At 69.7% G+C, this 23,114-nt stretch carries 27 protein-coding genes and 1 pseudogene; 21 read left to right on the forward strand and 7 right to left on the reverse strand.

Annotated features, from left to right (window positions below; all coding sequences use genetic code 11):
* Window positions 1-41 precede the first annotated feature (41 nt).
* Both QQK49_RS10885 and QQK49_RS10890 read right to left on the reverse strand, forming a co-directional pair.
* Window positions 42-1,199, reverse strand: a complete 1,158-nt coding sequence (locus QQK49_RS10885; RefSeq protein WP_284303928.1) for a tyrosine-type recombinase/integrase — start codon at window positions 1,197-1,199, stop codon at window positions 42-44.
* Window positions 1,196-1,630 carry a DNA-processing protein DprA gene (locus QQK49_RS10890; protein WP_284303929.1) on the reverse strand — a complete coding sequence of 145 codons (435 nt, stop codon included), beginning with the start codon at window positions 1,628-1,630 and terminating at the stop codon, window positions 1,196-1,198. Before QQK49_RS10890 ends, QQK49_RS10885 begins: the two co-directional genes overlap by 4 nt.
* 234 nt (window positions 1,631-1,864) lie before the next feature.
* Here QQK49_RS10890 and QQK49_RS10895 point away from each other — a divergent pair, with 234 nt between their 5' ends.
* The 6 genes from QQK49_RS10895 (at window position 1,865) to QQK49_RS23280 (ending at window position 8,864) form a co-directional block, all read left to right on the forward strand.
* A complete protein-coding gene (locus tag QQK49_RS10895; RefSeq protein WP_284303930.1) occupies window positions 1,865-2,980 on the forward strand; it encodes a tyrosine-type recombinase/integrase in 1,116 nt (371 codons plus the stop codon).
* Window positions 2,981-3,609: 629 nt separating this feature from the next.
* A complete protein-coding gene (locus QQK49_RS10900) occupies window positions 3,610-4,281 on the forward strand; it encodes a hypothetical protein (protein ID WP_284303931.1) in 672 nt (223 codons plus the stop codon).
* Between the two features lie 11 nt (window positions 4,282-4,292).
* Window positions 4,293-5,456: a tyrosine-type recombinase/integrase gene (locus tag QQK49_RS10905; RefSeq protein WP_284303932.1), complete on the forward strand. Its 1,164-nt coding sequence runs from the start codon at window positions 4,293-4,295 to the stop codon at window positions 5,454-5,456.
* Window positions 5,440-6,030 (forward strand): DUF6262 family protein, encoded by a 591-nt coding sequence (locus tag QQK49_RS10910; protein ID WP_284303933.1) that lies wholly within the window; start codon window positions 5,440-5,442, stop codon window positions 6,028-6,030. The genes QQK49_RS10905 and QQK49_RS10910 overlap by 17 nt, the downstream gene beginning before the upstream one ends.
* A 22-nt stretch (window positions 6,031-6,052) precedes the next feature.
* Window positions 6,053-8,200 carry a DEAD/DEAH box helicase gene (locus QQK49_RS10915; RefSeq protein ID WP_284303934.1) on the forward strand — a complete coding sequence of 716 codons (2,148 nt, stop codon included), beginning with the start codon at window positions 6,053-6,055 and terminating at the stop codon, window positions 8,198-8,200.
* The gene (locus QQK49_RS23280; RefSeq protein WP_431310534.1) at window positions 8,145-8,864 is read left to right on the forward strand and encodes a DUF2290 domain-containing protein; all 720 of its coding nucleotides are present in this window, start codon (window positions 8,145-8,147) and stop codon (window positions 8,862-8,864) included. Before QQK49_RS10915 ends, QQK49_RS23280 begins: the two co-directional genes overlap by 56 nt.
* A gap of 216 nt (window positions 8,865-9,080) precedes the next feature.
* Here QQK49_RS23280 and QQK49_RS23285 read toward each other — a convergent pair.
* Both QQK49_RS23285 and QQK49_RS10925 read right to left on the reverse strand, forming a co-directional pair.
* A pseudogene (locus QQK49_RS23285) lies at window positions 9,081-9,821 on the reverse strand (DNA-processing protein DprA); the annotation flags it as partial.
* Window positions 9,818-11,107: a YifB family Mg chelatase-like AAA ATPase gene (locus QQK49_RS10925; protein ID WP_284305889.1), complete on the reverse strand. Its 1,290-nt coding sequence runs from the start codon at window positions 11,105-11,107 to the stop codon at window positions 9,818-9,820. The pseudogene QQK49_RS23285 and the gene QQK49_RS10925, both read right to left, overlap by 4 nt.
* 31 nt (window positions 11,108-11,138) lie before the next feature.
* Between QQK49_RS10925 and QQK49_RS10930 the strand changes: the two genes are divergently transcribed.
* The 15 genes from QQK49_RS10930 to QQK49_RS11000 all read left to right on the forward strand — a co-directional run bounded on the left by QQK49_RS10930 (window position 11,139) and on the right by QQK49_RS11000 (window position 21,632).
* Entirely contained in the window at window positions 11,139-12,548 is a 1,410-nt protein-coding gene (locus QQK49_RS10930) for a recombinase family protein (protein ID WP_284303936.1), read from the forward strand.
* Between the two features lie 578 nt (window positions 12,549-13,126).
* The gene (locus QQK49_RS10935; RefSeq protein WP_284303937.1) at window positions 13,127-13,372 is read left to right on the forward strand and encodes a hypothetical protein; all 246 of its coding nucleotides are present in this window, start codon (window positions 13,127-13,129) and stop codon (window positions 13,370-13,372) included.
* Window positions 13,369-13,698, forward strand: coding sequence for a hypothetical protein (locus QQK49_RS10940; protein ID WP_284303938.1), 330 nt, complete (start codon window positions 13,369-13,371; stop codon window positions 13,696-13,698). The genes QQK49_RS10935 and QQK49_RS10940 overlap by 4 nt, the downstream gene beginning before the upstream one ends.
* Window positions 13,695-13,994 (forward strand): hypothetical protein, encoded by a 300-nt coding sequence (locus tag QQK49_RS10945; RefSeq protein WP_284303939.1) that lies wholly within the window; start codon window positions 13,695-13,697, stop codon window positions 13,992-13,994. The genes QQK49_RS10940 and QQK49_RS10945 overlap by 4 nt, the downstream gene beginning before the upstream one ends.
* Window positions 13,991-15,259: an AAA family ATPase gene (locus QQK49_RS10950; RefSeq protein ID WP_284303940.1), complete on the forward strand. Its 1,269-nt coding sequence runs from the start codon at window positions 13,991-13,993 to the stop codon at window positions 15,257-15,259. The genes QQK49_RS10945 and QQK49_RS10950 overlap by 4 nt, the downstream gene beginning before the upstream one ends.
* Window positions 15,260-15,643: 384 nt before the next feature.
* Entirely contained in the window at window positions 15,644-15,910 is a 267-nt protein-coding gene (locus tag QQK49_RS10955) for a hypothetical protein (protein ID WP_284303941.1), read from the forward strand.
* Between the two features lie 657 nt (window positions 15,911-16,567).
* A complete protein-coding gene (locus QQK49_RS10960) occupies window positions 16,568-16,777 on the forward strand; it encodes a hypothetical protein (RefSeq protein ID WP_284303942.1) in 210 nt (69 codons plus the stop codon).
* Window positions 16,774-18,243, forward strand: a complete 1,470-nt coding sequence (locus QQK49_RS10965; protein WP_284303943.1) for a terminase large subunit domain-containing protein — start codon at window positions 16,774-16,776, stop codon at window positions 18,241-18,243. Before QQK49_RS10960 ends, QQK49_RS10965 begins: the two co-directional genes overlap by 4 nt.
* Before the next feature lie 13 nt (window positions 18,244-18,256).
* The gene (locus tag QQK49_RS10970) at window positions 18,257-18,535 is read left to right on the forward strand and encodes a hypothetical protein (RefSeq protein WP_284303944.1); all 279 of its coding nucleotides are present in this window, start codon (window positions 18,257-18,259) and stop codon (window positions 18,533-18,535) included.
* 121 nt (window positions 18,536-18,656) lie between these two features.
* Window positions 18,657-18,935: a hypothetical protein gene (locus QQK49_RS10975; RefSeq protein WP_284303945.1), complete on the forward strand. Its 279-nt coding sequence runs from the start codon at window positions 18,657-18,659 to the stop codon at window positions 18,933-18,935.
* On the forward strand, window positions 18,932-19,447 hold the full coding sequence (locus QQK49_RS10980; protein WP_284303946.1) for a hypothetical protein: 516 nt from the start codon (window positions 18,932-18,934) through the stop codon (window positions 19,445-19,447). Before QQK49_RS10975 ends, QQK49_RS10980 begins: the two co-directional genes overlap by 4 nt.
* A gap of 162 nt (window positions 19,448-19,609) precedes the next feature.
* Entirely contained in the window at window positions 19,610-19,837 is a 228-nt protein-coding gene (locus QQK49_RS10985) for a hypothetical protein (RefSeq protein WP_284303947.1), read from the forward strand.
* Window positions 19,838-19,885: 48 nt separating this feature from the next.
* A complete protein-coding gene (locus QQK49_RS10990) occupies window positions 19,886-20,539 on the forward strand; it encodes a recombinase family protein (protein WP_284303948.1) in 654 nt (217 codons plus the stop codon).
* Between the two features lie 30 nt (window positions 20,540-20,569).
* Window positions 20,570-21,373 carry a hypothetical protein gene (locus QQK49_RS10995; RefSeq protein ID WP_284303949.1) on the forward strand — a complete coding sequence of 268 codons (804 nt, stop codon included), beginning with the start codon at window positions 20,570-20,572 and terminating at the stop codon, window positions 21,371-21,373.
* Between the two features lie 52 nt (window positions 21,374-21,425).
* Window positions 21,426-21,632 carry a hypothetical protein gene (locus QQK49_RS11000; RefSeq protein ID WP_284303950.1) on the forward strand — a complete coding sequence of 69 codons (207 nt, stop codon included), beginning with the start codon at window positions 21,426-21,428 and terminating at the stop codon, window positions 21,630-21,632.
* Between the two features lie 10 nt (window positions 21,633-21,642).
* On the opposite strand, the gene QQK49_RS11005 is transcribed toward QQK49_RS11000, so the two are convergent.
* The 3 genes from QQK49_RS11005 to QQK49_RS11015 all read right to left on the reverse strand — a co-directional run bounded on the left by QQK49_RS11005 (window position 21,643) and on the right by QQK49_RS11015 (window position 23,047).
* Window positions 21,643-21,789, reverse strand: a complete 147-nt coding sequence (locus QQK49_RS11005) for a hypothetical protein (RefSeq protein WP_284303951.1) — start codon at window positions 21,787-21,789, stop codon at window positions 21,643-21,645.
* A 19-nt stretch (window positions 21,790-21,808) separates the two neighbouring features.
* The gene (locus QQK49_RS11010) at window positions 21,809-22,708 is read right to left on the reverse strand and encodes an LAPAL motif-containing putative phage structural protein (RefSeq protein WP_284303952.1); all 900 of its coding nucleotides are present in this window, start codon (window positions 22,706-22,708) and stop codon (window positions 21,809-21,811) included.
* Between the two features lie 117 nt (window positions 22,709-22,825).
* On the reverse strand, window positions 22,826-23,047 hold the full coding sequence (locus QQK49_RS11015; protein WP_284303953.1) for a hypothetical protein: 222 nt from the start codon (window positions 23,045-23,047) through the stop codon (window positions 22,826-22,828).
* Window positions 23,048-23,114 lie beyond the last annotated feature (67 nt).

Below are 23,114 nucleotides of genomic sequence, written 5' to 3' on the forward strand. Positions count from 1 at the left end.
TCGGCGCCGGAGTGTCTTCCGGCATCGTGATCCGCGTCTGGTCAGGCGCGGGGGTGCGCTTGAGTGTAGGAACGACGGAGGCGATCGGTCGACACGTGGGTGTAGATCTGCGTCGTAGTCAGGCTTGCATGTCCGAGGAGTTCTTGCACCGTCCGCAGGTCCGCACCTCCCTCGAGCAGATGGGTGGCGGCCGAGTGGCGTAGACCGTGGGGGCTGAGATCGGGGACGCCGGCAGCGGCCGTGGCCTCGTGGACGACCTCACGGACCCGGCGGGCATCGAGTCTGCCGCCGCGCACGCCGAGGAACAGCGCCGCCCGGCTCGTCGTGCCAGCGAGCACGGGTCGCCCGTGGACGAGCCACGCCCTGATGGCGTCGCGTGCGGGGATGCCGAAGGGGACGACCCGTTCCTTGTCGCCCTTGCCGACGACGTGGGCGACCCGCTCGTCCAGGTCGACGTCATCGACGTCGAGCGCCACGAGTTCACCGACACGACACCCCGTGGCGTACAGCACCTCCAGCACCGCCCGATCACGCAGGGCCACCGCTCGATCCTGGGGGTCTGCGTCTGTGTCGGCCCCAGTGTCTGGGCCGGTGTGGGTGCCTGTGGCCGTGGCCGTCTCTCGGTCCACGTCTGGAGCCTGCGCCGCAGGCACTGTGGCGGACGGCACGGTGGGGGTGCGCCCGGAACGGGTGGGCTCGCCGGCGAGGAGGGTCTCGACCTGGTCGGCGCGCAGGACGCCGGGCAGGGATCGCCCGCGTTTGGGCGAGACGAGTCGCGCGGCGACATCGGTGGGCAGGTGCCCGTCCCGGACGGCCCAGCGGGAGAAGGCGCGGGCGGCGGCGGCTCGCCGGGCGGTCGTGGATCGTGAGTCGCCGCGTTCGGCGCCGGCCGCCAGCCAGCCCCGCAGGACGGGCAGGGTCAACGCCGACAGCCCGTGCTCCGTGCCCGTCTGGGCGCGGGCGAACGTCAGGAGGCTCTGGAGGTCCGAGCGGTATCCGCGGATCGTGTGCACCGACCGGCCCCGCTCGGCGTCGAGGTGCCGCGCGAACAGGTCCAGCACCCGCTCGTCGGGGGTCGTCGCCATGTCGCCACCGTTCCAGGCCGGGCCGGTGATGCCAAGGCGACGCACCGGCGGCGCCGCGCCCAGCGGACCCCGGGCGCCGGCGGCCGGTCGGCCGGTCGGCCGAAGAACGCTCATGCCGTACGCCATCCGGCGTCGGTGCGCCGGGCGTACCCGAGCAGCTCCAGCCGTCCGAGGGCGGCCCGGACCGACTGTTCGGACTCCCCCGCGACGACCGCGAGCTGCTCGACGCTCGATCCCGACCGTCGGGGCAGGGCCTCGAAGACCCGCCGGTCGGTGCCCTCGAGACCGTCCCCGGCCCGCGGTGGCGCGGTCTTCTCGGGGGCCAGGTCGGCGCCCATCACCCCGATGAGTTCGACGATCTCGTCGGCGTCGGTGACCAGCTGGGCCATCCCGGAGCGGATCATCTCGTGACAGCCGACCGACGCGATGGAGGTGACCGGGCCGGGCACCGCGAGGACCACCCGGTGATGCGCGGCGGCCGTCCCCGCGGTGTTGCGGGATCCGGACCGTCGGCCCGCCTCGACGACCACCGTGCCGAGGGTCATCGTGGCGTTTCATGGGTGTCGCCCCGAGGTCGCGCACTGTCGCGGACTCAGTGGCCTGACTGCGATAGGAGCAAGATCAGTGGGCGTGTCGCGCACGGTGGAGATGGTGTGGTCTCTCTACGTTGAGCGAAGTCATCAGCACACCCGGGAGCAGCCTTGACCACGTACCGAGCCTTTGCGATCCGCCTTCCATCTGGGGTTCGTTATTGGACTGTCCTAGATGAGCGGCACCGTGTGGTCACTGAGGTCGACGAGTACCTGATTCATCGGCGGTTGGGCACCGATGCCGCCGAGTCCACCACTCAGGCGTACGCGATCGGGCTGGCACTATTTCTCGACTGGTGCGACTCGATCGGCAAGGCCCCGGCCGACTCGGTCCCTTACCTTGGTCGGTTTGTCTACTGGCTCCAACACGCGAGCCCTGTCAAATCCGCCGCGACGACGACACTGGTGCGTGCCGAGCGTCGGGTCAACGCGGTGCTCTCCGCTGTCCGTGGTTACCTGCGCCATCAGGCGTCGATCGGCCGGCTACCCCACGCTGTGCTGGCGGGGCTATATGACGATTTCACGAGTCCCGTTCCGGGACTGGCCGATTTCGACCCCGGGTTTCAGCACCGCCCGCGTGCCCGCCACCGTTTGCAGGAGCCGCCGTCGTTGGTTGACAACGCCACGGATGATGAGGTGCTCAAGCTACTCACCGCCGCCACCAATCCGCGGGACCGGTTCATCATCATCGCGATGTGGCGGATGGGACTGCGCCGAGGCGAGGTGACTGGGCTGCGTCGAGAGGATGTTCACTTCGTGGCGCGCGCGACACGGCTCGGTTGCGGCGTCGAAGGGCCGCACCTGCATGTGCGCCGACGCGAGAACCCGAACAGGGCGCTTGCGAAGTCTCGGCGCCCGCGCGTGGTTCCTGCGGACTGGCTCGTGGTTCAGGCCCACGACCAGTACATGTCGGTGCTCGCCGACTTGGCTTCGGATCGACGGTCGGACTTCGTGCTGGTCAACCTGTTCCGAGAACCTGTCGGCTCGGCGATGCGACCGGACGCGATCAACGCCCTGCTCGATCGGCTGTCCCAGCGCAACGGCTGTGACCGGCGCATCCGTCCGCACATGCTGCGGCACAGCTTCGCCACGAACACGCTGGCCGCCGGAGCGACCCTCGATGTCCTCAAGGAGCTGCTCGGTCATGCCTGGGTCGCGTCGACCGAGGTGTACGCCCACCCCTCGCCCGAGCGGTTGCGAGCAGCAGTGGAGGCCGTGGCCACGCAGCGCGCGGCGGGCGGCGAGATGGTGGGGTCTGCGGCTGCCACAGGCTCCGGTTCGGCGTCGACCCTGGGGTCGGCGTGACGATCGTCGCGCTGTCCGCTGCGGAGACCGGCCCCGCGGAACTGCCGCAGCTCGAAGGGGTCCGAGCCGCGATCCGACCCGGATTCCTCGTCGAGTGCGGCTGGGATGCCGAAAGCGGCGTCCTGTCACCTCCACGCGATCACCCTCTACTCGGGCTGCGAAAGTGTGCCCGCCAGGGGTGCCTCGCCGGGGTTCGCTCACACCACGTCGAGCTGTGCAAGACCTGTGAGGCAAGGCACCGGTCGTCCGGCATGAGCCTGGCGGAGTTCGTGCTCGACACCAGCGTCACCAGGAGATCCAACCGGGGCGAGCGGCTGTGCATCGTTCCTCGCTGCGAACGTCCGTCCCACACCTACGAGACCCTCTGCTCTACCCATTGCACGGCTCGCATGCTTCACCGGGAGCTCAGCGCGAGCGAGTGGATCCGCCAAGAACAGCCGACGCCTCTCCCTTCCCACGGACCCTGCCGAGTCACCGGATGCATCAGGGTGGCGGCGATGCGCGTCGGACTGTGCACCCCACACGGAACCCGGTGGGGCGTCGATCGCCGGTCGGGGCTAACCTCGCGAGACAAAGACGCACTGGCGGAGTGGATCACTCGGCAGCAGCCGATCGGGGTCGACCACCTCGTGATCCTTACGGGGCTGCCCGACCGGCTCATCGCCGAGATCCTTCTCGGGCTGCAGCACCGGTGCGACGAGGGCACCCGCACGCCGCTGACGGTGCTGCGGGCAATGGTGAGTTCCGCTCGCGCCGCAGCGGTCGACAACCTTCCCGACCTCAGTCGGGTAAGGACCACCCGGAAGAGGCACGACGCCGAGGCCCTGGCCAGGAGTCTGGCCACCAGCGTCCGCAGGGCCATGGCCACCCCCGAGAGTGAGTTCGCACTCGATGTGTGGGACCTGGCCACCTTCGGCGCGAGAGGGATGCTGGACTTCACGGCGATCAGCCAGTCGTGGCTGCGCGATGCCGCGAAGCATTGGGCGGCCGAGGATCTGCCGCTGCACCGAGGACGACAGTCCGGGGCCACAGCCAAGGGGGTGATTGGGGCACTGGTCTACCTGTCCGAGAGCTTGCGCAGCACCCGTGAGGACCACGGCGAGGACCCAGCCCGGCTGGGCCGGCGGGACATCGTGAACTTCAGCAACCGGCTCAAGCACTTCGAGCACACCGGATCCATGACCGCCCTGACCAGGCTGCGGACGATCCGCTGGGTCCGCCGCGCGCTGGACGACGCGAGGGGCTTCCACACTGCCAGCGGGGGGTCCTGCTCGCCGACCTGCCTCACGACTTCAAGGTGACGAGGGCCGACGTGCCCGCCGAGCCGGCCCGTGACGAGCCGGGGCGGGACGTGCCTCCGTCGGTGCTGCGCACCATCGCGGACAACCTGCACGTCCTGGAGGACCGCTCCGGACGCAGCGAGCGAGTCGTGGCCGAGCTCCTGATCGAGACCGGCCGGCGCCCGGACGAGATCTGTGCGCTGCGCTACCACTGCCTGCGCCAGGACGCCCAGGGCAAGTACGTCCTGGTCTACGACAACTCCAAGGCCAACCGGCCCGAGCGACGTCTGCCGATCGCCGACGCGACCGCCCAGCTGGTCCGAGGCCAGCAGGAGCACGTCCGAGCCACCTACCCGTCCACCTCGCTCGAGCAGGTCGCGCTGTTCCCTCGCGACTACCGCAACCGCGACGGGAAGCGACCCCTCACCGCAGTGAACTTCGGCGACGCTCATCGCAAGTTCATCGACCTGATCGCCGACCAACTGTGCGACGCCGACGGCAGCCCCTACCCGGCCCGGGAGGTCGTGCCGTACTCCTACCGGCACTCCTACGCCCAACGGCACGCCGACGCCGGCACCGCCCCGGACGTGCTGCGGGACCTGATGGACCATCGATCGATCAACACGACCATGGGTTACTACCGGGTCAGCGAGAAGCGGACCCGGGGCGCGATCGACATGGTGGCCACCCACCAGTTCGATGGGCAGGCACGGCCGGTGCTCGGCGCGGTCGGCGGCCTGCTCAGCCACGAGCACGCGCGGCTGCGGGTGGGGCAGGTCGCCGTCCCGTTCGGCACCTGCACCGAGCCGTCCAATGTCAAGGCCGGTGGGCATGCCTGCCCGTTCAAGTACACCTGCGTCGGGTGCGGGCACTTCCGCAGCGACGCCTCCTACCTGCCCGAGCTCAAGGCCTACCTCCAGCAGCTGCTCGCCGACCGTGAGCGGCTGCTGGCGGCCGACGAGCTGCAGGATTGGGCGCGACGGAAGGTCATCCCGGCCGACGAGGAGATCACCCAGCTGCGTGGGCTGATCCGTCGCATCGAGGCCGACCTGCAGGACCTGACCGACGCCGACCGCGCCACCATCGAAGACGCCGTGGCCGTCGTCCGGGCCGCCAGGGCCACCGTCAGCCTGGGGATGCCACAGGTGCGGCCCGCAGCGACCAGGAAGAGAGACACCGATGCCGTCGACGACTGACACGACCGCCGGGCTGGCGCCAACCACAGGCGATGCGCTGCTCCAGGCCCGCCGCCGTGACGTCGAGCGGCGCCGACGCCAGGTACACGAGGCCCTCCGCGGGCTGCTGGCCACCGGGGACGAGATCACCCTCTCCTCGGTCGCTCGCCACGCCCGGGTACACCGCTCCTTCCTGCATCGTCACCCCGACCTGCGGGCCGAGGTCATCGCCGCCGCCGACACCCCACCGGCACAGCTCCTCCCGTCCTCGAACGCCAGCGTGTCCAAGCGGTCCCTGCAGGCCGAGAACCTCAACCTGCGCGAGACCAACCAGCGGCTGCGCCAACACATCAGCGACCTCGAGGAACGACTCTCTGAACTGCTCGGCGAACAGGTCGCGACCCGCTGCGGACTGGGCGTCGACACCAGCCAAGCCCAGCTCCAGCGTCAGGTCGAGAACCTCGAGCAAACAGTTGCCGATCTGCGCGGCACCCTCGCCGACCGGCAGGACGAGCTCGACGCTGCGCGGCAAGCCAACCGGCAGCTTCTCACCAGCCTCAACCAGCCGGCGCCCCCTAGAATGAGGGCCGACTGAGGCCCACCTGGAAGGACCACACATGCCACTGGATGTGGTGTACGGCGAAAGCCGTGACCGAACCGCGGCGCAAGCCTTGGCGCAGGCGCTGCGCGAGGTCGTCACGGACGGGACGGTGTATCTCGGCTACCCCGTGCTGGCCACGGCCGACGAACGGGTCGAAGTCGACGCCCTGCTCGTCTCCAGCTCCCACGGCTTGGTGGCCTTCTTGCTGCCGGACAGCACGCCCAGCGGCCCGGACGACTGGACGGACCTCATCCGGGATCAGGATCGCCTCTACAGCGTCCTGGAGAGCCACCTTGGGCGACACGAGGCTCTTCGACGTGGGCGGCGACTCGCGATCCATCCTGAGACCGCGACTGTGTTCAGCGTTCCCGTTCCTCCAAGCGAAGATGTGCACGAAGGCACGTACATCGCGCTCCACCAGGTCGCTGACTGGCTGCGCGGGCTCTCGGGGATCGACCCTGACCTTGAGCGCGCACTCCACGCCGCGCTGCAGCGCGTGTCAACAATCAAGCCGAGCAAGAAGCGCACCAAGGTCACCAAAGCAAGCTCCCGCGGGGCGGTTCTCAAGGTCATCGAGGCCGGCATCGCCAACCTCGACCGATGGCAGAAGCAGGCCGCCATCGAGAGCCCAGAGGGCCCTCAGCGCATTCGCGGGCTGGCCGGCTCCGGCAAGACCGTGGTGTTGGCGCTCAAGGCCGCGTACTGGCACGCCCAGAATCCTGACTGGCGCATCGCCGTCACCTTCGCCTCCCGCGCCCTGTACCAACAGTTCGACGACCTCATCACTCGGTTCAGCTTCGAGCACAGCAACGACAAACCCGACCCCGACAAGCTCAAGGTCATCCACTCCTGGGGCTCACGCGGCCGCGCTGGCGTGTATAGCACCATCGCTCATGCCCTCGGCGTCGAACCGCTCGACTTCCTCACCGCACGCAAGAAGTACGGCATGGACGCGGCCTTCCAGGGCGCCTGTGCGGAGCTCCTCGCCGTCGCCACCACGGCAACCCATGTGCCGCAGCTGTTCGACGCCGTGCTCATCGACGAAGCCCAAGACCTACCACCCGAGTTCTTCCAGCTGGTCTACCTGTGCACCACCGAGCCGAAGCGGATCGTGTGGGGCTACGACGAACTACAGCGCCTCTCCGAGGCGGCCATGCCCAGCACCGACGAACTCTTCGGTACCGGACCGCGAGGCGAAAGTCGCGTGACCCTCCAAGCCGCCCCCGACACACCACGTCGTGACATCGTTTTGCCGGTTTGCTATCGCAACACTCCGTGGGCACTGGCCACCGCCCACGCTCTCGGCATCGGCGTGTACCGCAAGGGCGGGCTTCTCCAACACCCGGATGACCCCACCTTGTGGACCGAGATCGGCTACAACGTGGTGAACGGCCATCTGCAGGCCGGCGCCGCCGTCACCCTCAAGCGGTCCACCGACAGCGCCCCCAAGTACTTCGCGGAGCAACTGGTCACGGACGACGCGGTGGTGCTGCAATCGTTCCCGGACGAGGCAGCCCAGGACCTGTGGGTGGCCGACCAGATCGCGACCAACATCAGCACCGACGAGCTCGAGCCCGACGACATCCTCATCGTCCTGCCCGACACCTACCGGGCCAAGACCCGGGGCCCCCGTCTGATGAAGATGCTCCGCGAGAGGGGGATCGCCTCGCACCAGGTCGGAGTCACTACCAGCGCGGACGAGGTGTTCCGGCCAGACTCCGTGGCGTTGGCCCACATCTACCGCGCCAAGGGCAACGAGGCGCCCATGGTGTACGTGGTCGACGCCCAACACTGCGCCACTGAGTTCAACGCGGTGACGCGCCGCAACATCCTCTTCACAGCCATCACACGAAGCCGCGCCTGGGTGCGCATCTGCGGCCACGGCGACCTCGTCGACGTCATCGTCGACGAGGCACAGCAGGTGGTCGACTCGCAGTTCCAGCTCAAGTTCCGGATACCCACCGACGACGAGTTGCGTCGCCTTCGCCACCTGCACCGCGACCGCCCAGCCGAACAGGAGGCCAGCGTCCGCAGGAACACGAGCCGGCTCGTCTCGTTTCTTGAGGCCGTGGATCGAGGCGAGATGGACGTGCACGATCTGCCTGACGATGTGCAGGCTCGGCTCGCCCAGCTTCAGCAAGAGCTCCCCGGTGACGACGACTAGGGCTCTGCACCAAGGGCTCGACACCCTTCTGACGGCGCTGCTGGACTCGGGTTTGGCCCTGGAGATCAACGGTCTTGCCGTCGACAGACGCCGCGTCACGTGGCAGCCAAGACAATCCGCCGGCCCGTTCCTGGGGTACCGGCAGCACGCCACCGTCGAGCAATACCTGTTGTGGCTTGCCAACGGCGACTATTGCGCAGTACTGCTCGATGGCAGCCTGCTTCAACTCACATACGATGTCGACGGCGGGCAGGTCTCCGGCCACCGGCTGGCGTACATCCCCTGTCCCTACGAACTCGCCCAGGATCTTCTCGACGAAGGCTTCTCCATCGAGGATCTTGTTCGCTTCTACGAGGCAAGCCCAACAGACGCGGTAGCCCTCCGCTCACCTGTTCGGTTCGACTACGACCCATCCGCAGCCAAACCCGGGCACCCTGCTTCCCACTTCACCATCAACTCCGCCGCATGCCGTATCGCATGCGTCGCCCCTATACACATGGGGCGATTCGTCGATTTCATCTTCAGGCACTTCTATCCGGATCAGCACCGCGACCACCCGGAGCTGTTCGCTCAGGCTGAGTCTCACGTCGGCCCCGCAGTCATCGCCGACGACGACCGAGCGGCCCCTCACATCGCGTGGGCCACTGGCAAGGCAACAGGCTGAACCTTCGACGCGCCAACCCGAGACTTGCTGGCGGTGAGCGGCAAGGCCGGGCTGCCTCAATGCCTGGGGCCAGCAGAAACGACGCCCTACGCCGGGACCGTTGCGACGCACCGCCCCAGGTGACCGACACATGTCGCGGACGCATTTAGCCGTCTGACCAGCAACGACGTGCGTATACACGCACCTCTCCCCCACAGAAAGGTCGATGAGGCGGTTGCGCAGCAGGAAGCGCGACTTGAGCGACGCCGATCCCGGCGGCATCTCACTCACGAGCGCCCCCACGTCGGCGATGTGCCCCAGCAGCCGATGGTGGGCGGCCGGGTAGGGCCGGTCGACGCCGCCCGCGAGGACGGCCACCGTCTGCCCTTCGACGGCGAGGACACCCCGGTGTGCTGCCGCGTCGATCCCGAACGCACCGCCGCTGACGACGGTGACCCGGCGGTCGGCGAGTCCGGCCCCGATGTCGGCGGCGACGTGCTCGCCGTAGGCTGTGGCCGCACGCGCGCCGACGACGGCGACGCTGCGCCGGGTCGCCGCGGCCAGGTCCAGGGGGCCGCGGACCCACAGCAGGAGCGGCGGCGCGTCCAGGACGTCGAGCCCGGCCGGCCACTCCCGGTCGTCGGGAGTGACGAGGCGAGCCCCACAGCCCGCCGCGTCGTCGAGGACCTGGTCGAGGTCGAGCTGGGCCAGACGCGGACGGAACCGGTCGAGGGAGGACTCCGCGCGGATCGTCAACGCCTCGAGGGCCTCCACCGGCCCCAGCTCCCGCACCAATCGGGAGGCCACGGGGTCGCCCGGCTCGGCCAGGACCGACCAGGCCACCCGCGCCAGCCGGGTGGGGTCGGTGTCTGCTACGACCCGGCGCAGGACGTGGTCACCCGGCCGCGGCTCGGCCCGGCGAGGGATCGGGGACAGGGGAAGAGTCATCGGGTGTTCTCGATCCGTCGAGGGGTTCATGCCGCCACTCCTGCCTGGGTGCGGAGCCCGAGTGCCAGACCCACGTCGTCACGACCGGGACCGGACGCCCCGCGCAGGTCGGCGAGCGTCCAGGCGATGCGCAGTACCCGGTCGTAGCCGCGCAGCGTGAGGGCCCCTCGGTCGAGGGCGGTGTCGAGGTCGTTCGTGATGGACCGGGACAGCCGGAGCCCGCGATCGCGGAGCAGCGGCCCGGGAACGTGCGCGTTGAGGTGCCGTCCGTGGGCGGCGAGCCGGGTGCGCTGGGCTTCCCGCGCCGCCGCCACTCGCGCGGCGACGGTGGCGCTGTCCTCCGCGGGCTCCTCCACGGACGCCACGCGACGGACGGCGGACACGCGCAGCTGCAGATCGACCCGGTCCAAGAGTGGACCGGCCAGCTTGCCCAGGTAGTCACGGCGGACCTTGGACGAGCACGAACACTCCAGCCCTTTGCCGTCGGCCTTCCCGCAGGGACACGGGTTGGCGGCCAGCAGCAGTTGGAAGCGGGCCGGAAATCGCGCTGCGGACCGTTGTCGGGCGATGACGACTTCTCCGGACTCCAGTGGCTGGCGCAGCGACTGCAGCACCGAGCCCGGAAACTGCGGAGCCTCGTCGAGGAACAGGACGCCGGCGTGGGATCGCGAGATCAAGCCCGGCCGCACGATCCCGCTCCCTCCTCCGATGACCGCGACGGGCGAGGTCCCGTGGTGCGGGGCCACGAACGGCGGCCGGCGCAGCAGGTGTCCGCCCGCGAGCAGGCCCAGCACCGAGTGCACGGCGCTGACGGTGAGCGCGTCCTCGTCGCGCAGGTCGGGGAGCAGCCCCGGCAGGCACTCGGCGAGCATGGTCTTGCCGGCTCCGGGCGGGCCGACCATGAACAGGTGATGCCCACCGGCGGCGGCCACTTCGAGCGCCATTCGCGCCTCGGGCTGACCGACGACCTCGCGCAGGTCACGCCCTCTCGGGACGAGGGTGGTGACCTCCGGCGGAGGGCTCTCGTCCTCGTGCGGCTCCCCCTTGGAGACGGCGATATGACGTGCCGCGACCTGCCCCAACGACGCCGCGCCGATCACCTGGATCCCCGAGACCAGCGCTGCCTCACGCATGTTGGCGAGGGGGACGACGGCCTTCTCATACCCGGCGTCGCGGGCGGCGAGCACCAAGGGCAGGACTCCGGTGACCGGCCGGATCGACCCGTCGAGCCCGAGTTCGCCCAGGTGGACGACCTCGTCGGCGACGGCAGCCGGGACGAGACCGGCCGCCACCATGACCGCCACGGCGATCCCCAGGTCTAAGTGTCGTCAAGTACATACTTGAGTCATGGGGAACCGAGCAGCGATCTACACGCGCATCAGCCGAGACGCAGACGGGCGCGCGCTCGGCGTCACCCGGCAGGAGGAGGACTGCCGCACCCTCGCCAATCGGCATGGACTGACCGTCGTGGAGGCGTTCACCGACAATGACATCGGCGCATCGACGCGGAGCAGGAAGCGGCGCCGTCCGGGGTACGAGTCCATGCTCGACGGCGCGCGTGAGGGCCGGTTCGACGTCGTCCTCGCCTACAGCAACAGCAGGTTGACCCGACGGCCGCTCGAGCTCGAGGACCTCATCACGCTGCACGAGAAGCACGGCACGCGGGTCCTGACGGTGGTGAGCGGGAACGACGATCTCGGCACGGCTGACGGGCGGATGGTGGCTCGCATTAAGGCGTCAGTGGACGCGGCCGAGGCAGAGCGGGTATCCGAGCGTGCCCGCCGCGCCAAGGACCAACGGGCGCTTTCCGGGACGCCCCTGGGTGGGCGGCGACCGTACGGGTACGAGCCGGGCGGCATGGTTGTCCGAGACGATGAGGCCGCCCGCGTCCGTGAAGCCACCGAGGAGATCCTCGCGGGTGGGTCCATCCGGGGTCTTGTGGCCCGGTGGAACCGGGAGGGTGTGCCGACCTCGACAGGAAACAAGTGGGGGGCGTCGGCGCTGCGGGTGATGCTGCTCCGCCCGCGGAACGCTGGCTTGATGAAGCACCGGGGCGACATCGTCGGCAAGGCCGCGTGGCCCGCCATCGTCCCAGAGGAGCAGTGGCGGGCCGTCGTCGATCTGCTCACGAACCCGACTCGGAGGACGACGCCCGGACCGGAGCGGAAGTACCTGGGGTCCGGCCTGTTTCGGTGCGCCGCGTGCGGTCAGACGGTGATCGGTGGATTCACCAACGGGCACCTCGTGTATCGGTGTCGGCCGGGGTGCGTGAGCAGAGGGATGCTCGACGTGGACGATCTGGTGACTGGCGTCATCGTTGAGCGTCTGCGACGGCCGGACTTCTCGGATGCGCTCGCGGGGGCTGCAGCGCCGGGCGTGGACGTGGCGGCCCTCGAGCTGCGGACGACGGTGCTGCGCGACCGGTTGGACCGCCTCGCGATGGACTACGCCGAGGGGCACGTTGATGCCCAGCAGCTCGCCGTCGGGTCCAAGGTGCTGCGAGCCCAGCTCGCCGAGGTGCGAGAGCGGATCTCCGCGGCGTTCCAGGGGACGGCCCTGACGGGGATCGCAGACGCCCCCGACCCTGGTGACGCGCTCATGCGTGCCGACCTAGCCCGGCGGCGTGCCGTCCTCGACGCGCTCGTGGTCGTGACGTTGGTCAAGTCGGAGCGGGGGCGGCCGAAGGGCTGGACGCCGGGGGACAGTTATTTCCGGCCCGAGACGATGAAGTTCGAGTGGAAGGGCGCGACGTCGTGACGAACGGCAATGGGCGCGAGGCGTTGTTCCGCGAGCTGAACGGCAAGCTCGAGGTGCCGGAGGGGACGGTGCGGGTCGTGTGCATGAAGCACGAGCGTCCCAAGCGTCTGCTGCTGGCGCTCCCCGGTGCTGACGGGTGGACCCTCTCTGCGATGCGGGGGTACGCGCCTGGGACGTCGGACGAGACGTCGGGGAGTCCGCACGTGGAGCGGGGCGGGGCGCGTCTGCCGTTGGGTCAGGGTCGGGTCGGGGACGTGGTGGTGATGCCGTGTCCGAGTTGTTCTGCCCGCCCGCGGGTGACGTTCGAGCGGGTGTGTCGCGTGTTGGACCTTGCGAGATCCGCTGGGGCGGTGAAGGTTCCGCTTTCGGTCTTTGACCGGCGGTAACGCTGCCGGACCGGAGCGACGCGACACCGTAGAATCGGAGTCACCAGGCCCATCGAGCGCGTGCATCAAGTCACACGTGCTGCGGATGCCCTGGGGGCAGACTCACGAGACGCCACCGGCCAGAGCCGACGAGTCGTGGGACCGAGGTCCTCCATCGGGACCTCGATTCCACCGTGCTCGGACGGAGTCACAGTGCCCACACAGCATCTCAAGTCTCGCGAGACCCTCGCCCTCGCCGGCCGCATCGCCGCCCTCTCCCGGTCTCGCACCGCCGACGACGCTGAGTTCATCGACACCCGCCGCCGCCACAAGGAATCCGCGCTCGCGGATCACATCAGGGCTGTCGTCGACGCCGCTCCCCCACTGACCGACGAGCAGCGCGAGCGCCTCGTCGTCCTTCTCCGCCCCTCCGCGACGAACGGGTGTGCAGCGCGATGACGACACAGGAAAGCCGCCCGCTCCCCAGCAAGGCGGCCATCCCCAACAACCACTCCCATCGTACCCGCGTCGGCGGTGAGCTCACCCTCGACGTCCGTGGCGCTGCATCGCACGAGATCGTCTCCCGACTGCACGAGGTGCAGCGCATCCCCGCCGGCACCGTCGTCGAGCTCGACGTGGACGGCGCGTCCGAGTGGACGCCGTGCGTCGGCGATGCCGTGCGTGCAGCCGGCCGCCGCGCGAACTTCGTGGTGACGTCGGCTGACGGTCTCGCCCTGTCGCGCTGGCACGCCGCCCTGACCGAGACCATGGAGTGCGACCGGTGAACCGGCGTCGAGGCCCCTGGTGGGTCCACTGCTACCCGGTCGGCGACCACGGCCGTTGGCTCGTCCTGCGGGGCGTCCGCGGCCCCCTGCTCGCCCGCTACGGCGTGCCCGCGACGTACTGCGCCGCCCGGCGCGGCGTGGTCGTCCTGGCCCGCCGGCGGAGTGACGTCGAGGCCGTCCTCGAGGCCGTCGGCGCCCGGCTCGTGATGCACCAGAGCGTGCCGAACGCGACGGTCGCCCAGGTCGTGCCCACCCCCGAGGCGATGCAGCTCGAGTTGCTGGGGGGTGCCGCATGAGCTTCGCCGACTACCCGGATGTTGACGTCCCACCGCCCTACGACGACGAGCCCACCGACCCGTACGACGTCATCCGCAAGAGACTCGTCCCCGGGGGCACGTTCATCCTCGACGCCCCTGACACCGTCCCCGCCATCTGGGGCGAGGGCGACCGTGTCCTCTGGGCGGAGGGTGAGGCCCTCATCATCGCCGGCCCGTCGGGCGTCGGTAAGACGACGCTCGCCGGACAGCTCGTCCGCGGTCTCCTCGCCGACGACGCGGGCGATGTCCTCGGCCTACCCGTACGACGCCGACGCCGCGTCCTCTACCTGGCGATGGACCGCCCCCGGCAGGCCGCCCGAGCCCTCCGCCGCACCCTCGACAAGCTCACCCGCGACGGCCTCGACACGCGCCTCATGTTCTGGCCCGGCCCGCCGCTCGCCGACATCGCGCGCCACCCCGAGACCCTCCTCGCTCTCGCCCACGCCGCCGACGCGGACGTCATCGTCGTCGACTCCGTCAAGGACGCGGCCGTCGGCCTCTCGGACGACGAGGTCGGCGCCGGCTACAACCGCGCCCGGCAGATGGTCCTAGCCCACGGCATCGACATCCTCGAGCTGCACCACCTCGTCAAGCGCGGCGCGAACGGGTCCACCCCGACCGCCCTCACCGACCTCTACGGGTCCGTATGGATCACCGCCGGTGCCGGGTCCGTCGTCCTCCTGTGGGGCGAGGCCGGCGACCCCCTCGTCGAGCTCAAGCACCTCAAGCAGCCCGTCGAGGACGTCGGCCCGCTCAAGGTCCTCCATGACCACACCCTCGGCGAGTCCACCGTCTACGACGCCACCGACCTCCTCTCACTCGCTGCCCGTCCCGGCGGCGTCACCGCCAAGGACGCCGCCAAGGTGATGTTCGACAAGGACAAGCCCAGCCCCGGCGAAGTCGAGAAGGCCCGTCGGAAACTCCGGTCCCACGGCCGCCGGGGAGAGCTCCGTGAGGAGGCTGGGGACGACGCGAGCAGGACCCCCGCACGGTGGTTCACGACCGCGCCGGGGACCCTCACGGCTACCCTCACGGCCCCCGAAAACCGTGAACCCCTCACGACCCCCTCACGACCCTCACGGGTGAGTGAAGAACCCCAGGTCAGGCACCTCACGCCTACCCTCACGGACCTCACGCCGGGGGACCCTCACGGTTTCCCCCCTCCTGTAAGGAGGGGGAAACCGAGGTCCTGTCCCCGTCATCCGCCTGCAACGTGTGCGGCGACCCGCTCCACAGGGCTCTGATCGCGGCCGGCGAGACCGTCCATCCCACCTGCGACGAGATCGGAGGTGGCCGATGACGATGACGTACCCCGGCCTCAAGCCGGCGCCGAGGCCCGGCCGCTGCGCGTTGCACGACCGGGAGCCTCTGACGCCGAGCGGCACCTGCCCGTGGTGCCGGTCCGAGGCCCTCGCCGCGACGCCGCCGCCAGTCCCTGGCCCGCTACGTCCAGCACGACCGGGCGAGCTCACCGAGTCCATCCCGACCATCACCAAGCGAGAGAAGTACGTGATGCAGGAACGCCACTACCGCCCGTCCGCCCACCTGAACGACTCCGTACGTGAAACGTCCCTCTCACGTACGAGCGGTGTGACCAACACCACATTGACGACCGAGGAGGACCGGCCGTGACCGGACAACACGAGCACCTCGTCGTGCCCGTCATCGTCGCCACCGTCTGTCGCGTGGGCGGCGTCGAGCTCGGCGTCACCGCCCACCCGCACGACCACATCGACCCGGCCCGCCCGGAGGACGGGTGGAACCCGTGGCCGGTCATCGTCGACCCGACCATCCCGCGGCGCCTACGCGTCGACCGCATCACCTGGCCCGAGCACGAGCAGGTCGGCCCCCTGCCTGATCCCATCCGTGACCGCATCCGAGGAGGACGACCGTGACTGACGACCGTGAGGGGGTTTCCACCAGCGCTGAAAACCCCGCTGAAACCCCGAAGGGGGTCGCCCACCCAAGTACCCGGCGGACGTGCGGGAGGCCGCTGTAGCCCTTGCTGGGGAGGTTGGGCCGTCCGAAGCGGGGAGACGGTTGGGTGTTCCAGCTGGGACGGTGCGGACGTGGTGTCGTGCTGCGGGGGTGAAGGTGGCGGAGGCGCCGTCGGCGGAGCGGACGGCGGTCGCCCGCACGTTGGCCGCGGAGCGCCGGGCCGAGCTGCAGCGGGTGGCGGTCGAGGAGCTCGAGGGCCCGTTGCGTGCTGCGCTCGGTGACGTTGCTCGTCGTCTTGATCTGCGGCGGGCGTTGACGGATGGGATTGCGGACGCGCCGGAGGAGGACCTCGAGGCGGTCATGGACGTCAAGACGATGACGGTGCGTGCGGAGATCGAGGCCGGCGACTTGGGACGGCTGCTGCGCAAGGTGCGGCTGCTCGAGGTCGGGACGGGCATGACGACGGAGCAGACCGTGCGGTCCCTGTCCACGCTGCTGCGGGACCGTGCCCTCGTCGGTCAGGCGCAGGTCGCGGCGGAGGGGGCGTGCCCGGCGTGCGGTCGCTCCGGTGACGGGGGTTCGACGGCCTCGTGGTCGAGCGGTACGGCGTGGCGATGCCCGGGTTCGAGGCCCGTCTCGTCGAGGTCGAGCCGGTCACCCCCGGCACGACGGTGGTCACGTTGTTCGAGGCGTCCCGGCTCGTCGACCGGCAGGGACGGCAGGTCATGCACGAGGGCCGTCCGCTACGCGACCCGCGTCTGGCCGAGGACGGGTCGATCGTCATCGAGGCCGAGGTCATCGACGAGGAGGAGGGCGAGGTATGAGGGTGATCCGGTCGGAGTACGAGGCCACAGACAAGCAACGCGATTTCCATTCTGCGACAGAGCCGTTGGTGCTGTTCGGGGGCAGCGCCGGTGGTGGCAAGAGCAGGAGCGTGCGGGAGGAAGCCCTGTCGTTTGCGTCGGCGGTGCCGGGGTCGCGGCAACTCATCCTGCGGCGGACATTTCCCGAGCTGGCACGCTCCCACGTGCAGGCCTTCCGCCTGGAGTTGCCCGTTGAGTTGGGCGTGTACGCCGAGGCCGCGCATGAGGTCCGCCTCCGGAACGGCAGCGTGGTCGAGCTCGGGCACCTCCAACATGAGGGCGACGTGCAGCGGTACCAATCCGCCGAGTACGCAAGGATTTACGCGGACGAGGCGACCCAGCTCACGCAGTTCCAGTTGACGTACATGCAGTCCAGATTGCGTGTCGCCGGTCCGGTGCGGGACCGCATGGCCGAGCTCGGTCTCGTGCCCGCGATGCGGATGACGGCGAACCCGGGCGGCGTCTCGCACGCGTGGGTCAAGGCCCAGTTCATCGACCCGGCGCCGCCGGGGACGACGTTCACGCCGCCTGCCACCCTGGAGGACCCGAACCCGGCCGCCCGCCGGTTCATCCCGGCCCGCGTGACGGACAACCCTCACATCGACGCGTCGTACGTCGACCGGCTGAACGGTCTCGACGAGGACACGAGACGCGCTCTCCGCGACGGGGATTGGGACGTTTACGCGGGCATGGCGTTCGGGGAGTGGCGGCGTGAGGTTCACGTCGTCGACCCGGCGCGGATGCCTGGCCCGGACGAGCTTGCCGCATACCCCCGCGCTGTCGGGTGCGACTACGGCCTGTCGGCGCCGTTCGCGGCAGTGTGGTTGGCCCGGCTCGGCGACGGGCTGCTGTACCTGTACCGGGAGCGGTACGCGCCCGAGCTGACACCACACGAGCAGGCCGAGCAGATCAGGGACGCGGAGACGAGGGCGGAGAGGGACCGGCCGTGCCCGGTCGCGCTCGACCCGAGCACGTGGGCGCGCAACCCGCACCACGTCACCCGTCACCCAGGCCGCACCATCGGTGACCTCGAGCAGGGACCGCCGCCCGGTTCCATCGCCGCCGCCTACCGTGACGTCCTCGGCGGCCGGGTGGAGAAGGCCGACAACGACCGCATGGCCGGCGTCGCGCTGCTCCGCGACAAGCTCAGAGTCCGCGACGACGGCGCCCCGCGGCTCGTCGTCTCGTCCGCGTGTGTCGAGACCATCCGCACGTTGCCGAGCCTCCCGCGTGACCCGCGCCGGCCCGAGCTGTACCTGTCGACCGGGGTGGAGGACCATCTCGCCGACGCGCTCACCTACGGCGCCAAGGTCCTCGCCGCCGCCCCGGCCACACTCCCCGAACCGGCTGGCATCGGCCGCTTCGCCGAGGGGTACGGCCCGGTCATCCCCACCGCCACCCGCGGTATCGCCAACATGCGATTCTGAGAGGAGACACCCCATGCCCGACGCACTCGACGCCCTCGTCCGTCCAGACGACAACGACAAGCGCGAGAAGCCCCAGCCCGGCCGCACCATCCGGTGCCAATCCTGCGGGTCGCGTGTGCCCGTCGAGGACCGCGCCGCCATCCGCCGGCACGCGCACGGCCGCTGCGTTCTGTCTGAGACCCTCGAGGCCGCGCACGAGCAGGTCCGCGAGGAGGTGACCGTCACGCATGCCGCCCTCGCTGCGCCGGTCGTCGGGTCCGATCTCGGGCACCTGCGCGACATGGCCTTCTGACCGTCGAAGGGTTGTCGGAGCCCTCCACTAGTCTGTGACTCAGATCACATCGAACGATCCACTACAGGAAAGGGGGCGCGTAATGCGTTCCACCACAGTTCATTTCGCAGAGGGTCCGGTGTTGACCGGGCAGCGCACCAAGGCCGAAGACGGCACCGAGTCCGTGACCGTTGGCGGCCTCGACCGGGAGCTCGCCGACAAGCTCGTCACGATCGTGGAGGCGCTCACCGGCGCCACCATCGAGACCGACGACAAGGGCACCGTGACGACGGAGAAGCCGAAGACCGAGACACCCAAGGGCGCCGCGACGGAGCTGTCCGCCAGAGCCCGCGCCGAGCTGGCCCAGGTCGAGCAGCAGCGCGCACTCGACGAGTGGGAAAAGACGGGGGCTCTCCGATGACGACCATCACTGACGCCACCGTCGAGGCCGTCGAGCCGTTCGACGTGGAGCGGGAGTGCTACGTGCGCCTCGTCGGCCCCGAGACCAAGGTCGCCGCCCGCAACGAACTCGGCGGCGTCGTCCTCGGAGGCGAGGTGATCCGGTGCTCCGTCGTCACCGCGCGGTTCTTCGTCGACGCGCTCCGCGGCGTGGCCTGCGACGGGCAGGGTGTGAAGCTCGAGGGCCGCGACCTGCCGGTGTGGGCGCGGGGCCGGACGACCCTCTCGGCCGAGGAGGCGTCGAGCCAGACGTCCGGCCAGGACTTCCGCCGACCCGCGCTCCGCAACGGCGACCCGATCGAGTTCGCCGCCGCAGATGAGACCGACGGCCAGCTTGTCACGGTGAGGTTGACGCGCGTCACACTCGAGGACGCCCTCGGCCACACCTACGAGCCCGGCGCGACGATCCGCGGCCGGCGCCAGTACCTCGACAAGTTCGTCGCCCGAGGACGCGCTGAGCTCGTCGAGGCGTAACAGGCCCGGCCGGGCGGCCCCATCCTTCCCGCACGGCCGTCGGCGCGCCGCCTTGGTCATCATGAGGCGTTCACGGGCGGAGCGCCGCCGAGGCCGGCGTCGCGTAGTGGAAGCGCGACGCCGGCCTCACCCATTCCCGTTGCGATGCCGGAGGATTCACACATGAAGATCACCGTGGAGTTCACCACCGACGAGTTCGAGACGATCACGGCCGCCGCCCGCCGGGAGGGAACGACGGTGGAGGAGTTCACCCGCTCCGCCGTCCTCGACGCCGTCACCCGCGCCGGAGCCGCAGACGTGCTCGACAGGGTCCTCGAGGCGACCGTCGACGATCCCGACGACGAGGTGCTGCGGCTCGCCGTGGAGCACGCGCGCGACCGTCTCCGTTGAACACATCACCCCGTACGTGAACCGCTCAATTCACGTACGCTCGACGGCATGGGGGACAACGCCACGACCACGAAGGCACTCGGCTACGTCCGGGTGTCCACGAACGAACAAGCATCATCCGGGCTCGGACTCGGCGCCCAGCGCACCACCATCACGGAACGCTGCTCCGCCCGCGGATGGGACCTGGTAGACGTCGTCGCAGACGAGGGTCTCTCCGCGTCGACGCTCCGCCGTCCCGGCCTGACGACCGCACTTGACCGGATGGCCGCGGGTGAGGCGGACGTGCTCGTCGTCGCCAAGCTCGACCGTCTCTCCCGGTCCCTGCGGGACTTCATCGACCTGCGGGACCGTGCCGCGGCCGGTGGGTGGGGGCTCGTCATCCTCGACGTCGCCCTCGACATGTCCACCCCTTCGGGGCAGCTCACGTCCAACGTCCTTGCGTCCGTCGGGGAGTTCGAGCGCGCCCTCATCTCCGCTCGCACCCGCGACGCTCTCGCAGAGGCCCGCAAGCGCGGTGTCCGGCTCGGCCGGCCGCCGGAGATCCCCGACCACGTCGCCGCTCGCATCCGGGGCCGTCGTGCCGCCGGTGACAGCTTGCGGAGGATCGCCGCGGACCTCACCGCCGACGACATCCCGACCGCCCGCGGGGGTGCGGTGTGGTCGCCGTCGAGCGTGCAGACCGTTCTCAAGTCCGAGCGGTAGGGGCGCAGGTCGGAGCGATAGGGTCCGGTCGTGGCCAAGGATGCAGAGCAGCAACGGAAGTCACGCGAAATCGCGGTGACGCGAGCAGGGGTCGTCTCCATCCCGGCGTTGGCATCGCTGGCAACCGGGGTGGGGACCTACCTCTACGGGTGGCAACAGCCGGCGGAAGTCCTGGGAGCTGTCAGCGCGGCCGGAACCGTCGCCGCGGCCGTGGGTGCCTTGTGGATCGCCGTCACCGACATGCAACGGCGAGAGCGCGACGACGCCGAGCGCAAGAGGTTGAGCCAGGACGCCGAGGCCCAGCGTGCCGCGGTCGTCGTGGTCCGGACCCGCACCCGAGCACCGTGGGATGAGCAGCCCGGCACCATCAGGCCCGTCGTCACCAACTTCGGTGAGCGGGCGGTGCTCGACGTCTACGTACAGGCCGTGTGGTGCCTAGAGCCTCCGCGATGGCACGAGCCCTACGCGCTGGTCTTCCACGACGCGCCCGTGCCACGCATACACGAGGACGTACTCAGGCCGGATGAGACCCTCGGGACCGGCGTCGACACGGTGACTGCGGCTGGTCCCACCCTCGGGGCGCTCCGCGCCGACTTCGCGGGCGTTCCCCCGGCTCAGGGGCCGCCGAAGTCTGAGCCGTTCGGCACGGTGGTGTCGGTGGTGCGATGGCGCGAGCGGTCGGGCACCCGCTGGGAACGCGTGGAGGACGGGCTCCCGCGCCGTCTTGACGAGGACGGTCCCACGCCTCTGCCGGATGGGGCCGTCGTCCTGTGGGATCGGGACGACTCGATGAACCGGGAGAAGTACCTCAAGTCGGTGCGCACGACGTCGTGACCTTGTGGATGCCCAGACCCACGGGGAGCGGCTTGAGCGAGATCGTGAGTGCATGATGAACACGAGCAGCATCGAGGCCCTCGACCGCGTCCTCGACGATCAGGAACACCGCGTGTGCCTCCTCGCCGGCCGCGTGGTGTGCCGGGCGTGCGGCTCGGACATCGTCCCGGTGACGGCTGTGGGGATCGCCGCGGAGAAGATCACCGCACACCTCAACAGGTGGTGCGCCGTCCTCCCAGAGGGAGGCATCGGCTGTTGACCGGCTCGGGTCACCTCAGGCGCAGATGGGTGATGGCGTAGGCCATCGAAGCAACGGGGACGAGGATGACCCAGGGTGACGTGGTGCTCACGATGGAGCCGACGATGCCCACGACGATGAACACGAGTGACGCGGCCAGCATGGCCACGTTGAACATGTCCCACCTGGGAGTGCGGTCAGTCCGCGTCGACGTCGCTCCCCTGCTCGTCGTCGTCATCGTGGTACCCCTGTCGGTGTCCGGTGACTTCCAGGATCGTCCAACTGCGTTTCGTGCGCCCGTTGGGGCTGGTGACTTCCTCGCGGATCAAGAACTGGAAGATGTCGTCCTTGCGAAGGGGGAGACCTCGGTCGACCCGTTCCAGGAAATCGTAGTCTTCCATGATCGCCTTGCGGGACCCTTCGAGGGTCACGATCTGCCACTTGGAGTTGTCGTCGAAGTCAACACTCTTCAGGCGCCCCTCCACCTCAAACGTCCTCTCCTGCGAGTCTTCCGAGTCCTGGGGCTCAGGGCGGGCCGCCCGGTAGTCGTCGGTAGTCGCCTCGACCACTACCGGCGAGGACTCGGTGATCTCCTCGGACGTCTGAGTGGCGCCGCCTTCGCGAACCTCAAGAACATCTGACCGGCCAGCGAGGGGCGCCATGATCTTCCCGAGGGCGCGACGCGTTCGACGCTTCTGGGACTGCAGGGCCTTCCAGGCGGCGGTGGGAATCTCCTGGGACTCCCCATCCGACCACGTGACCTTGGTCGTGCCGGTCGGAAGATGGTCGAACGAGCTGACCGTGACGCGAAGGCTGCGGATGCTCACCCGTAGAGCGGTCGCAATTCCGGCCGCGCCCCCGCCAGCAACGGTCAATGCACCGAACGGGTCCTGCTGAGCTGCATGGATGAGCGTGTCGACCACGACCGAACCCTCACGGATGGGTCTGACCAGAACCTCCGGGGGTGGGCCATCTCCGAGGCCACGTTCCGCCGAGAGGCTGCCCACGAACTCCGCCATTCCCTGCAAGGCCTCCCCCAGGAGTGCCGCGTTCATCACCTGCAGCTCTCCGTCGAGGTCGCGGAATCTGAGCTGCACCACCCCATCCCCCTCCGTGTCCCTGGCCTGGAGAGGAGCGTCATCGACACGACTCATTTGGATCGATCCCCCTGGTTCAGACTGCATGCCCTCATGTCAGCCTAACCCGTTGAAGCTCTAGCGTGCTGCGCTGGAAGCGGTCAAGCGGCGCCGATGTTTGAGCACGGATCGCCGGCGTCGGAGGCCGAGCGCCCGGTCGTGCTGTGCCGCGTGCCACCCGTTGCACCAGGCGATGCCCTCGGGCGTCGGCGCACGATGTGGGGTGTGGTGGGCGGGGACGCCGTCGATGTAGGCGATGGCGCCGTCGACGAACGCGTCGCGCACGGACGGCGTCGTCATCGGTTCCATCGTGATCGGGTCCACGCTGGGCACCCTAGCCGCCCTCCTGCCCGCGTATGCACCAGGT

This window comes from Mobilicoccus caccae, assembly GCF_030161635.1.
Lineage (GTDB): Bacteria > Actinomycetota > Actinomycetes > Actinomycetales > Dermatophilaceae > Mobilicoccus > Mobilicoccus caccae.